Here is a 12,458-nt window from a genome sequence, read left to right as displayed (position 1 = left end):
CATGAAGAGCCGGGCCGACCAGTTGCTCGTCGAGCGCGGCTTCTTCGAGAGCCGGGCAAGGGCGCAGGCCGCGATTGCGGCCGGACTGGTCACCGTCAACGGGACGCCTGTACGCAAGGCTTCGGAAATGGTGGCCCATGATGCCGAGCTGACCGCGCAGGCGCCGCATCCTTACGTCTCGCGTGGCGGGCTGAAACTGGCGGGTGCGCTCGGCGCCTTCGGCTTCGATCCGCAGGGGCTGACCTGCCTCGATGTCGGGTCCTCGACCGGCGGCTTCACCGACCTCTTGCTCCAACGCGGCGCGCGCCATATCGTCGCCGTCGATGTCGGGCGTGACCAGCTCCATCACTCGCTAAGGACCGATCCGCGCGTCACCAGCTTCGAGGGGCAGGATATCCGCACGCTGGATGTCGAGGCCCTGCCCGAGCGGCCGAGCCTTGCGGCAATCGATGTCAGCTTCATCTCGCTCAAGCTGGTGCTGCCGGCAGTCGCTGCCCTGCTCGCGCCGACCGCCGGCATCGCGGCGCTGATCAAGCCACAATTCGAGGCCGGCCGTGCTGCGCTCAAGAAGGGCATCGTGCGGGACGAGGCGATCCAAATCCAAGTCTGCGACGAGATCGTTGCGACATTGCAGGGGCTGGGCTTCGCGGTTGAAGGTCCGATCCCCTCCCCGATCGAGGGCGGCGACGGCAACCGCGAGTTTCTCGTGGGAGCGCGGCGCTAGCATCGGATGATTCCGAAAAGTGGCATGCACTTTTCGGAATCATCCGATGCTGCGACGAATGCCTAACTAGCGCGCGAGCAAGGCGTCGATCTGCGCCTGGAGGGCGGTATCCTCGAACTTTCCGATATCGATCGAGCCATTCGCGTTGATGAACTGGGTTGTGCGGGCGATCTGCCGACGCAGGGCCTCGCTGGCGACCTCGATGATGACCGGCAGCTCGGGCTGAGGCGGCGTTTCCGCGAGAAGCGCCGTCACCGTGCGCACCAGCCGCGTCATCGCATGGCAGGCCTCGTCGAAGGCCCGGGCCCGGTTCGGGTTCAGATCGTCGTAAGCAGCGAGAGCCGAGGCGGCGCAGCGCAGGGCCGATGCGGCGAAATGCTCGCGATAGCCGACGGATTGCCAAGCCTGGAGATCGGCGAGGATGGTCTCGTCCATCGCGACCATCTCGATCAGCATCAGGGCTTCGCTGTAGCGATTGAGAAAATCGGTCGACAGACGCGGGTGGACACCGGCATCGAGCCGTTCGGCCGCCGTTCCCGCCAGCATGTCCGTCGCGATGACGCTCATCCGCTACCCCAAATCGGCGCGACTATGTTGGTGCAACCGCAAATAAAGTGTTGATTCCGAGCGCTCGTCTCGACGTAAACAGCGGGCATGTGCGGACGCTATGCGATCACCCTGCCACCCGAGGCGATGCGCGAGACCTTCGGCTATCGCGAGCAGCCGAATTTCCCGCCGCGCTACAATATCGCGCCGACGCAGCCGGTGCCGATCGTCAGGCTGCATGACGGCGCGCGGCAGTTCATGCTGATGCGCTGGGGCTTCATTCCCGGCTGGGTCAAGGACCCCAAGGATTTCCCGCTCGTCATCAATATCCGCATGGAGAGCGCGGCCGAAAAACCCTCCTTCCGCAACGCCCTGACGCGGCGGCGCTGCCTGCTGCCGGCGGATGGCTTCTACGAATGGCGGCGCAGCGGCACCGGCAAGGAAGCCCGGAACGAAGCCTTCCTGTTCCGCAAGCCGGATCGCGGTCTCTTCGCCTTCGCGGCGCTGTGGGAGACCTGGCATTCGCCTGACGGGTCCGAGATCGACACGGTCGCGATGATGACGGGGCCGGCGAACGGCACGATGGCCCCGATCCATCACCGCAGCCCGATCATCCTCGATCCCCGCGACTACCAGGCCTGGCTCGATCCGCAGGCCACGCCTGAACAGACCGGGCGCCTGCTCAGGCCGCCGCCGGACGATCTGCTGGAGGCCGTCGCCATCGGCAACGCGGTCAACAAGGTCGCGAATGACTCGGCCGAAATTCAACTGCCGCTGGCCGAGCTTCCGCATCAGGAAGCGCCCGAGGAACCGAAGCGCCATGCGCGCAAAGCGACCCGGCCTCCCGCGGATGACGGGCAAGGCAGCCTGTTCTAGCGCCGGATTCGTGCTCTGATCGTCATCAGAAGACGACGAGGAGACGCTGACATGCACGGCCGCCGCCCCACCATGACCTCCCGCCACGGCATGGTCGCCGCCGCCCATCCCCTGGCGGCACAGGCCGGCGCAAAGCTACTGGCACAGGGCGGCAACGCCTTCGACGCCGCTGCCGCCACCGCCGCCGCGCTCAACGTGGTCGAGCCCTTCATGTCGGGGCTCGCCGGCATGGGTCTCTCGACGATGTGGGTCGCGGCCGAGAAGCGCGTGCGCGTGCTCGATTTCGTGCCGCCGATCCCGGCAAGCTTCCCGGCTGACCGGTTCAGCCAGCGTACCGACCTGGAGCGCGGCGCGCTCGCCGTCGCCTCGCCCGGCAATCTCGCCGGCTGGTGCGAGCTGGTGAAGACCTATGGCCGCAAGTCCTTGGCCGAGGTCTTCGCGCCGGCCATCGCGCTGGCGCGGGACGGTTTCGCGCTGGCCGAATTCGGCGCGGCGGAGTTCGAGGAGAACGACCCGCTCTTGAAGGCGATTCCCGCGCTCTATCCGGCCTGGTCGAAGAATTACCAGCCCAACGGCCCGATGCATCTGGGCTCCGTGGTCGTCCAGTCGGATCTCGCGAAGACGCTAAGCGAGATCGCCGAGAAGGGGCCTGAGCATTTCTATCGCGGCGCTCTCGGCGAGAAAGTCATCGCGCATCTGCAGGCGCTCGGCGGGTCATTGACCATGGCCGATCTTGCCGCTGTTAAGACGGTCTGGCGCGAGCCGATGGCGGCGAGCTTCAAGGGGCTCTCCGTGCATGTGCCGCCGCCGCCCTGCGAAGGCTTCCAATTCCTGCTGACTTTGCGCCTGCTCGACGGGGTCGATCTCGCATCCAAACCGAGGGACGGGGCTGATCATCTCGACCTGGTCTATCGCGCGATCCGCCTCGCGGCGGGCGAGCGCATCGCCCATAACAATCCCTCGCCGGAGAAGCTCGCCGAGATCATGTCGGATGCCTCAGTCGCGCGTCTGCGCCAGCGCCTGACCGACGGCAAGCCAGTGACCGGGCCAACCGAGCAATGGGTGCCACAGGACAAGGAAGACCCGGCGCACACCACCTCGCTCTCCGTCGCTGACGCTGAGGGCAACCTGATCTGCATCACGCAGAGCCTCGGCAGCCCGTTCGGCAGCGGCGTGGTCGTACCCGGCACGGGGCTCTGCTTCAACAACTTCCTGTACTGGGCGGATGTCCAGCCCGGCAGCCCGAACCGCTCCAAGCCCGGCGACGAACTGCCGATGTGCATGTCGCCCACGCTCTCGACCCGCGACGGCAAGCCCGTACTCGCGCTCGGCACGCCCGGCAGTTACGGCATCATGCAGACGCAGGCTCAAGCCATGGTCCAGCATCTCGTCTACGGCCTGCCGCTGCAGGAGGCGATCGAGGCGCCGCGCGCCCGGCTCTGGGACGGCCGCCTCGTCGAGATCGAGAACCGGATCACGCCCGAGACGATCGCCGAACTGGTCAGGCGCGGACACGAGGCGCGCGCCTTCGATGTCGGCTGGACGATGCGCTGCGGCGGCATGCAGGCGGTCGCGGTCGATCCCGCGACCGGCGTCTTCACCGGCGCTGCCGACCCGCGCCGCGACGGCTACGTCGCGACGCCATAGCTCAGGCGACGATCTCGCCGCGGAAGGCCCAGCGGGTCATCCGCCGCTCGACCAGGGCACAGAGTGCATAGAGCGCGATGCCCATGATGGCGATGGAGAACAGGCCGGCAAAGGTCGTCGGCGCGTCGTTGCGCGCGCCGGCCGACAGCATCAGGAAGCCGATGCCGCGATTGCCGCCGACCGTCTCCGACAGCACCGAGCCGACGAAGGCGAGCGTCACCGCGACCTTCAGGCTGGCGAAGAGATAGGGCATCGCGCGGGGCACGCCGACCTTGGTCAGGATTTCCCATTGGCTGGCGCCGAGCGAACGCATCACGTCGCGCATCTCGGGCTCGATGGTGGCGAGGCCCGTGGCGACGTTCACGACGATCGGGAAGAACGAGATGACGAAGGCGGTGATCACCGCCGGCAGCGCCCCCACGCCGACCCAGATCATCAGGATCGGCACGATCGCGACCTTCGGGATCGCGTTGAAGGCGATCAGCAGCGGATACAGGCCCGAATAGACGAAAGGCGATGCGCCGACGGCCAGGCCGAGCAGCAGGCCGAAGCCGATCGCCAGCGCGAAGCCGATCAGCGTCGTCCAGAGCGTCTCCAGGCAGAAGCGCAGCAGGATGTCCCAGCGCAGGATCATCGTCTCGATGATGCGGCTCGGGCGCGGCGCCAGGATTTCCGGCACGTCGAAGACGATGCAGGCGATCTCCCAGGCCAGCAGCAACCCGCCCATGGCAAGCCAGGGCATGGCGAGAAGCAGGATGCGCTTCTGAGGTTCCGTCATGATCTTTGTCCTGCCGGGGGCCGCATCACGCATGCTCCATATGGATGCGCTCGCGCAGCTCATGGACGATATCGACGAACTCGACCGTGAAGGTCGTCTCCAGCGTGCGCGGACGCGGCAATTCGATCTTGCGGATCTTGACGATCTTTCCGGGGCGCCGGCTCATCACATAGACCGTGTCGGCCAAATAGACCGCCTCGCGCAGGTCGTGCGTCACGAGCACTGCCGTGAAGCGGCGCTCCATCCAGAGCTTCTGCATCACGCCCCAGAGTTCTTCGCGCGTGAAGGCGTCGAGCGCGCCGAAGGGCTCGTCGAGCATCAGGATATCGGGCTCGTGGACGAGCGCGCGGCACAGGCTCGAGCGCTGCTGCATGCCGCCCGAAAGCTGCCAGGGATATTTCTGGCCGAAGCCGCCGAGGCCGACCGAAGCCAGCAGCGCCTCGCCACGCGCGACATACTCGGCCTTGTTGGCGCGGAAGCGGCGCTTGTGCGGCTCGACCACCTCCAGCGGCAGCAGGATGTTGTCGAGCGTCGTGCGCCAGGGCATCAGCGTCGGCGCCTGGAAGGCCATGCCGACGCCGCGGATCGGGCCCTTCACCACCTGCCCGTGCACGCGGACCTCGCCGCCGGTCGGCGGCAGCAGCCCGGTGACGAGCTTCATCAGGGTCGACTTGCCGCAGCCGGACGGGCCGACCACGGCAATGAACTCGCCCTTGGCGATGGAAAGCGTCGCATCCTCCAGCGCCTGCATGCGGCCGGGGCCGCTGCCATAGGCGAGGCTGACCTGCCGCAGTTCGACGAGGGGACCTTCGTGTGTTTCAGCCATCCGGGCGTCGTCTCGGGCTTGCCCCGAGAAGCTCGGGGAGGAAAAGGCTCGGGCGCGATGGCCGGGTCTGGCCCGGCCATGACGGCTGAGGATCAGGGGCCGAGAATCCGATCCGCCTTCGGCGGCAGGAATTTTCCGGTGAAGACCTTGTCCGGCTCAGGCGCCGACGGCAGCCCGAAGGCCTCGGCGACATCCTTGACCGAGCGGGCGAAGCGCGCGGGATCGACATCGCCCATGCCGTTCGCCTTGACGAAGGGGGTCAGCACGTTGAGCCTGAGCGACATGTCGAGGCGCTCGGCCTCCAGCTTCTCGTCGATCAGCGGATCGCGCTTCTTGGCGGCGGCGATGCCGATGGCCGGGCTGGCGGCGACTTCCCGCCAGGCCTTGGCGGTGGCGCGCAGGAAGCCGGTCACGACCTCCGGCTTCGCGGCCAACGCCGGCGAGACGATGATGCCGTTGCCGTAAACATCCATCTTGTAGTCGGAGTAGTTGAAGGAGACGACATCCTCCGGCTTCACGCCGCGCGCCTTCAGGTCGAGGATCGACGAGAAATAGTGGCCGGAGATGAAATCGACCGTGCCCTGCACCAGCGACTGCTCGCGCAATTGCGGGGTCAGGTTGACGTGCTGGACGGAGGCCGCGTCGATGCCGTTCTTCTTGGCGAAGGCCGGGAAGAGGCGAAACGAGGCGTCGAAGACCGGCGCGCCGAGCTTCTTGCCGGCGAGGTCGGTCGGCTTGGTGATGCCGCTCTTCTTCAGCGCGTGGACGCCGAAGGGCGGAAAGTCGTAGGCCATGAAGACGCAGAGGATTTCCTTGCCGACGTTCTTGGCGTTGTACTCGATCAGCGAGTTCACATCGGCGAAGCCGATGTCATAGGCGCCGGTCGCGACGCGCTGGACCGCGCCGGCGGAGCCCTGGCCGGGGTCCATGGTCACGTCGAGCCCCTCGGCCTTGTAGTAGCCCTTGTCGAGCGCGACGAGGAAGGGCGAGGTCGGGCCCTGGAAAACCCAGTCGAGCGTGAACTTGATCGGCGTCTGGGCGGCGGCGGGCAGCGCCCCGGCCATCGCAGCCGCTCCGGCCAGAGCCAGCGCGGCGAGCGCGCGGCGCGTCGGCCCCCTGCCCCGCTTGCGCGCACAATTCGACAGCATCCGCGTCACGCCGATCATAGCAGCCAACCCCTCATGTTATCGTTATGAGGGCGAAGGCTAGAGATGCCGCGAAAAACGGTCAATCGAGCGGCCGGGCCATCCTGCCAAATTTTTGAGCAGGAGCCTCCGGCGACAGCCTTTCCCGGTGCAGGCTGCCGATTGGACGGTCAGGCTCTCGACCTCAGGATCAATCCTGCGCCAGCACGGCGCCCGGATTGAGAATCCGCTTGGGATCGAGCGTGCGCTTCAGCATCCGCATCAGGTCGAGCTCGACGGGATCCTTCACGCCGGGCAGCAGGTCGCGCTTGAGGCGGCCGATGCCGTGCTCGGCCGAGATCGAGCCGTGCAATTCGGTGACGATGGCGTGGACCGCCTCGTTCATCTCGCTCCAGCGCCCGAGGAAGCCCGCCTTGTCGACGCCGACCGGCTGGCTGACGTTGAAATGGATGTTGCCGTCGCCGAGATGGCCGAAGGGCACCGGCCGGCAGCCCGGCACCATCGCCTCCACTGCCGCGATGGCCCGCGCCAGGAATTCCGGCGTCGCATGGATCGGCACGGAAACGTCGTGCTTGATCGAGCCGCCCTCATAGGTCTGCACCTCCGAAAGCATCTCACGCAACTTCCAGAAATCGGCACGCTGGGCGAGCGAGCCCGCCAAAGCCGCATCGGTGACAATGCCCTTCTCCAGGGCCTCGCCCAGGAAAGCCTCGACATGCTCGTCGAGGCCGGAAGCCTGCTGGGCGGAAACCTCCATCAGCACATACCAGGGCGACGGCTCGGAGAGCGGATCGCGCGTGCCGGAAGCGTGGCGCAGGACGAAATCCATGCCGATACGCGGCATCAGTTCGAAGGTGGTGAGCGTGCCACCCGCGCCGGCCTTGGCGGCGTTCAGCAATTCGAGCGCCGCCGCCGGGTCGGGAACGGCGAGGAAGGCGGTGGCGCGCGCCGCCGGCGCGGGGAAGAGCTTCAGCACCGCCGCAGTTATGATGCCGAGCGTGCCTTCGGCGCCGATGAAGAGGTTCTTCAGATCGTAGCCGGTATTGTCCTTGCGGAGCTGGCGCAGCCCATTCCAGATGCGCCCGTCCGGCAGCACGACCTCAAGCCCCATGCAGAGTTCGCGGGCATTGCCATAGGCCAGCACGGCGGTGCCGCCGGCATTGGTCGAGAGGTTGCCGCCGATGGTGCAGGAGCCTTCCGAGGCCAGCGAGAGCGGGAAGAGCCGGCCGGCGGCCTCCGCCGCATCCTGCGCCCGCTTCAGGGTGACGCCGGCCTCGACGATCATCGTGTCGCCATCGGTGTCGACGGCGCGGATCTTGTCGAGGCGCTGCAGCGAGAGGATCACCTCCCGGCCCTCGGAGATCGGTATCTGGCCGCCGACGAGACCGGTATTGCCACCCTGCGGAACCAGCACCGTGCCGGTCTCGGCCGCAAGCTTCACCAGCTCGGCAACCTCGGCGGTCGAGCCGGGGCGGACAATGCCTTGCGCCTTGCCGCGGAAGAGATCGCGCCATTCCTTGAGATAGGGCACCATCGCGTCGGCGTCGGTGATGACGTTCTTCGCGCCGACGATACCGGCCATGCGATCGAGAATTGCGCTCATCCTGAAGCCCTGCCCTCACAAGCCTTTTCGAACCTCAGCCCTCATCCTGAGGAGCGCTTTGTAAGAAGCGCGTCTCGAAGGATGCTCCAGATGTCTCCGGAGCCTCCTAGACCATCCTTCGAGACGCCGCTTCGCGGCTCCTCAGGATGAGGGCTGAATGTTCGGACCGGCGTTAGCCCTTCCTGCCCCGCCGGAACACGCCGACGAGCTCGACATGAGCGGAATAGCGGAACTGGTCGACCGGCGTCACGGCCTCCAGCGCATAGCCGCCCGCAACGAGGGTCGCGGCGTCGCGCGCGAAGCTCGCCGCATCGCAGGAGACGTAGATCACGTCCTTGACCTTGGACGCCGCCAAACGCTTGACCTGCGCCTCCGCTCCGGCCCGCGGCGGATCGAGCACGATCACGTCGAAACCGTTGAGCTCATGCTCCAGCAGCGGGCGGCGGAACAGGTCGCGCGTCTCGGTCGCGATGGGTTTGAGCCCTTGCGTCGCACCGGCGCCCTTGGCCAGCGCCAGCATCGCCGCCTTGTCGCTTTCGATGGCGAGCACCTGCATCTTCTCCGCGATGCGGAAGCTGAACGGGCCGCAGCCGGCGAAGAGATCGGCCGCGCGCTTGCCCTTGGGCAGGGCCGCCATGACGAGCCCGGCCAGCACCTCCTCGCCAGCCGCGGTCGCCTGCAGGAAGCCGCCCGCGGCCGGTGCGACGAGTGCCTTGCCCATGCGCTGCAAGGGCGGACGGCGCTCGACGACGATCTCGCCATGGTTGGAAAGCCGGGCGAGATCGAGCCGCTCGGCAAGCTGCGTCAGGGCAAGCCTCAGCTTGTCACCGATCGGGCCATGGCCGCGCATATCGACATCGAGCCCTGCTTCCGAGGCGGTGACCTGAATATCGAGCGGCTTGTTCGCGCCGCCCATCCGGTTCGCCAGCATCAGGGCGACGGCAGGCGCGCGGTCGAGCCTCGGCGCCAGCACCGGGCAGGCTTCGACGGAAATCAGATCATGGCTGCGCGCCGCCATGAAGCCGACAATCATCGCCTCGCCCTGGCGGCGGGCATGAAAGGTGACGCGGCGGCGGCCGGCGCCATGGGCATCGACGAGATCGCCGACCGGAGCCTCGATGCCGGCACGGCTCAAGGCGGTGACGACCTGCTGGCGCTTCCATTCGCGGTAGAGGCCGGGCGCCATGTGCTGGGCCGCACAGCCGCCGCAGCGGGTAAAGAGCGGGCAGATCGCGGCGATGCGGGACTCGGAGGGCGCGATGATCTCGACGAGCTGGCCCCGCTCGCCATCGACCACGGCGCGCACGGTCTCGCCCGGCAGCGCATAGGGAATGAAGATGCTGCCGGAGGCGGCCTGCACGATGCCATCGCCCTTCTGGCCGAGGCGATCGACGGTGAGAACTTCATTCATGGCGAGCTTCGGAGAAGAAATTTCTCCGGCTTGCGGCTTGGCAACTGGCATTGTTCCGAACTCGGGGCGAAAGGCCCGCTCACTGATGACCGCTGAGAGGCTTTCGCCTATCAGGTCGGAGAGAAATTGGGAAATCCTGCCATGACTATCCGCAACGGCGTCATCGAAGCCATCGGCAACACCCCGCTCATCAAGCTCGAACGCGCCTCGGCGGAAACCGGCTGCACCATCCTCGGCAAGGCCGAGTTCATGAATCCCGGCCAGTCGGTGAAGGATCGCGCCGCGCTCGCGATCATCCGCGATGCCGAGGCGAAGGGGCAATTGAAGCCGGGCGGCGTCATCGTCGAGGGCACGGCTGGCAATACCGGCATCGGCATCGCGCTCGTCGGCAATGCGCTGGGCTATCGCTCGGTCATCGTCATCCCGGAGACGCAGAGCCAGGAAAAGAAGGACATGCTGCGGCTGGCCGGCGCGACCCTGGTCGAGGTGCCGGCTGCGCCCTACGCCAATCCGAACAACTACGTGAAGGTGTCCGGCCGGCTCGCCGAGGAACTCGCGAAGACGGAGCCGAACGGCGCGGTCTGGGCCAACCAGTTCGACAATGTCGCCAACCGTCAGGGCCATCTCGACACGACGGGCCCGGAAATTTGGGAGCAGACCGCGGGCCAGGTCGACGGCTTCATCTGTGCTGTCGGCTCAGGGGGTACGCTCGCCGGTGTCGGCATGGCGCTCAAGGCGCGCAATCCCAAGGTGACGATCGGGCTGGCCGATCCGATGGGCGCGGCGCTCTATTCCTACTACACGGCGGGCGTGCTCAAGGCCGAGGGTTCCTCGATCACCGAAGGCATCGGCCAGGGCCGGATCACCGCCAATCTGGTGGATGCACCGGTCGATGTCGCCTTCCAGATCCCCGATGCGGAAGCGGTGCAGATCGTCTTCGACCTGCTGGAGCAGGAGGGCCTGTGCCTCGGCGGCTCGTCGGGCATCAATGTCGCCGGCGCGATCCGGCTGGCGCAGCGGATGGGGCAGGGCCACACCATCGTGACGGTGCTCTGCGACTACGGCACGCGCTACCAGTCGAAGCTGTTCAACCCGGAATTCCTGCGCTCCAAGAACCTGCCGGTTCCCGGCTGGCTGGAGCGCGACGGTTCGGCGCTGAAGCAGGTCGTCGCGAAGGTGATGGCCTGAGGCGGCAGCCGCCCCAGGCCACTTATCGTCACGCCGCCCGCGGGCTCGCGTCGATCGCCTCGATATCGCCGGCGCGGTCGTATTGCGCCTGGTCGAGCATGCCCTGACGCTTGGCGACGAGGGTCGGCACCAGCGCCTGACCGGCGACGTTCACCGCCGTGCGGCCCATGTCGAGGATCGGGTCGATCGCGAGCAGCAGGCCGACACCGGCCAGCGGCAGGCCGAGCGTCGAGAGCGTCAGCGTCAGCATCACCGTAGCCCCAGTGAGGCCGGCAGTCGCGGCCGAGCCGATCACCGAGACGAAGGCGATCAGGACGTATTCCTGGATGCCGAGCGGCACGCCGTAGAACTGCGCAACGAAGATCGCGGAGATCGCTGGATAGATCGCAGCGCAGCCATCCATCTTCGTGGTGGCGCCCAGCGGCACGGCGAAGGCGGCGTATTCGCTGGGCACGCCGAGGCTCTTCTCGGTCACGGCCTCGGTCACCGGCAAGGTGCCGATCGAGGAGCGGGAGACGAAGGCGAGCTGGATCGCGGGCCAGGCGCCCGCGAAGAAGCGCGCCGGCGACAGCCCGTGCAGGACGAGCAGCGCGGGATAGACGACGAGCAGCACGATCGCGAGGCCGAGGTAGACGGCGAAGGCGTACCAGGAGAGCTGCTCCAGCGTCTGCCAGCCATATTGCGCGACGGCGTTGCCAAGCAGGCCGATGGTGCCGATCGGCGTCAGGCGGATCACCCACCACAGGACCTTGCGGACGATCGCGAGGAACGACTCGTTCAGCGCAAGGAAGCTGTTGGCGCGCTCGCCGACCTTCAGGGCCGCGACGCCAACGACGATCGAGATCACCAGCAATTGCAGCACATTGAAGCCGAGGCGCGTGGTCGCGCCGCTACCCTCGACGCGCGTCGTCGCCTGCAGGCCGAACATGTTGGCAGGCACCAGCCCCTTCAGGAAATCGAGCCAGGAGCCGACCGAGCCCGGCGCCTTGGCGCTGGCGGCGGCGACGCCGGCATTGATGCCGGGCTGGATGATAAGGCCGAGCGCGATGCCGATCAGCACGGCGATGAAGGCAGTGATCGCGAACCAGAGCAGCGTCTGCCAGACCAGAGCGGCGGCATTCGAGAGCTGGCGGAGGTTGCTGATCGAGGCGACGATCGCCGTGAAGATCAAGGGCGGCACCAGCGCCTGCAGGAGCTGCACGAAGATCGAGCCGGTGGTCGCGAGCGTGACGGTCAGCCAGTTCGGCTGGCCGGGCGCGACCGGGCCCATATTGCGCGCGACCCAGCCCAGCACGAGGCCAATCACCATGGCCGCCAGCACCTGGAAGCCGAAGCTCGAATAGAACGGTTTTGAACCGGCGCCGGCTGTGCCGGTCCGGGGAATTGCGGTGGTCATGACAGGATCTCTTCTGCTTCGGCCCATGGCCGTAGATGAATGTTCCTATACACCTCCGGAACCGGCCGCTGCAAAAGCGGATATTTTCGTTCTTTGGCCTTCAAGCGATAAAAATATTCTCCCTGATCCGCTTGAGACTCGCTCACCTGTCATTCCGGGGCTTCGCGGAGCGAAGAACCCGGAACCCACGACTGGGTGAGGCATTCCATGTCGGGTTATAGGCGGCTCGCCCGGTCGTGGGTTCCGGGTTCGCGCCTTTGGCGCGCCCCGGAATGACAGGGGGCGCGGATGCGCGCGGCGGCGAGTGTCCCCTCGCCG

At 66.9% G+C, this 12,458-nt stretch carries 11 protein-coding genes; 4 read left to right on the top strand and 7 right to left on the bottom strand.

Features of this window, described 5'->3' with window-relative positions:
* Position 1 precedes the first annotated feature (1 nt).
* The gene (locus AC07NY_RS14690) at positions 2–724 is read left to right on the top strand and encodes a TlyA family RNA methyltransferase (RefSeq protein WP_494584435.1); all 723 of its coding nucleotides are present in this window, start codon (positions 2–4) and stop codon (positions 722–724) included.
* Positions 725–790: 66 nt separating this feature from the next.
* Here AC07NY_RS14690 and AC07NY_RS14685 read toward each other — a convergent pair whose 3' ends face one another.
* Positions 791–1,291 carry a hypothetical protein gene (locus AC07NY_RS14685; protein ID WP_494584434.1) on the bottom strand — a complete coding sequence of 167 codons (501 nt, stop codon included), beginning with the start codon at positions 1,289–1,291 and terminating at the stop codon, positions 791–793.
* Positions 1,292–1,378: 87 nt separating this feature from the next.
* Here AC07NY_RS14685 and AC07NY_RS14680 point away from each other — a divergent pair, with 87 nt between their 5' ends.
* On the top strand, positions 1,379–2,146 hold the full coding sequence (locus tag AC07NY_RS14680) for an SOS response-associated peptidase (protein WP_494584433.1): 768 nt from the start codon (positions 1,379–1,381) through the stop codon (positions 2,144–2,146).
* A 51-nt stretch (positions 2,147–2,197) separates the two neighbouring features.
* Positions 2,198–3,793, top strand: coding sequence for a gamma-glutamyltransferase family protein (locus AC07NY_RS14675; protein WP_494584432.1), 1,596 nt, complete (start codon positions 2,198–2,200; stop codon positions 3,791–3,793).
* 1 nt (position 3,794) lies between these two features.
* Here AC07NY_RS14675 and AC07NY_RS14670 read toward each other — a convergent pair whose 3' ends face one another.
* The 5 genes from AC07NY_RS14670 to AC07NY_RS14650 all read right to left on the bottom strand — a co-directional run bounded on the left by AC07NY_RS14670 (position 3,795) and on the right by AC07NY_RS14650 (position 9,556).
* On the bottom strand, positions 3,795–4,571 hold the full coding sequence (locus tag AC07NY_RS14670) for an ABC transporter permease (RefSeq protein ID WP_257732576.1): 777 nt from the start codon (positions 4,569–4,571) through the stop codon (positions 3,795–3,797).
* 25 nt (positions 4,572–4,596) lie between these two features.
* Positions 4,597–5,397 (bottom strand): ABC transporter ATP-binding protein, encoded by an 801-nt coding sequence (locus tag AC07NY_RS14665; protein WP_492284147.1) that lies wholly within the window; start codon positions 5,395–5,397, stop codon positions 4,597–4,599.
* Between the two features lie 92 nt (positions 5,398–5,489).
* The gene (locus tag AC07NY_RS14660; RefSeq protein ID WP_494584686.1) at positions 5,490–6,563 is read right to left on the bottom strand and encodes an ABC transporter substrate-binding protein; all 1,074 of its coding nucleotides are present in this window, start codon (positions 6,561–6,563) and stop codon (positions 5,490–5,492) included.
* A gap of 169 nt (positions 6,564–6,732) precedes the next feature.
* Positions 6,733–8,145, bottom strand: coding sequence for an FAD-binding oxidoreductase (locus AC07NY_RS14655; RefSeq protein ID WP_494584431.1), 1,413 nt, complete (start codon positions 8,143–8,145; stop codon positions 6,733–6,735).
* Between the two features lie 172 nt (positions 8,146–8,317).
* A complete protein-coding gene (locus AC07NY_RS14650; RefSeq protein ID WP_494584430.1) occupies positions 8,318–9,556 on the bottom strand; it encodes a class I SAM-dependent RNA methyltransferase in 1,239 nt (412 codons plus the stop codon).
* 141 nt (positions 9,557–9,697) lie between these two features.
* Between AC07NY_RS14650 and AC07NY_RS14645 the strand changes: the two genes are divergently transcribed.
* Positions 9,698–10,744, top strand: a complete 1,047-nt coding sequence (locus AC07NY_RS14645) for a cysteine synthase A (protein WP_494584429.1) — start codon at positions 9,698–9,700, stop codon at positions 10,742–10,744.
* A 28-nt stretch (positions 10,745–10,772) separates the two neighbouring features.
* On the opposite strand, the gene AC07NY_RS14640 is transcribed toward AC07NY_RS14645, so the two are convergent.
* Positions 10,773–12,140: a dicarboxylate/amino acid:cation symporter gene (locus AC07NY_RS14640; protein ID WP_494584428.1), complete on the bottom strand. Its 1,368-nt coding sequence runs from the start codon at positions 12,138–12,140 to the stop codon at positions 10,773–10,775.
* Between the last annotated feature and the right edge of the window lie 318 nt (positions 12,141–12,458).

This window comes from Allobosea sp. GW821-FHT09G06, from assembly GCF_059416005.1.
This window is presented reverse-complemented; position numbering and strand designations above follow the sequence as displayed.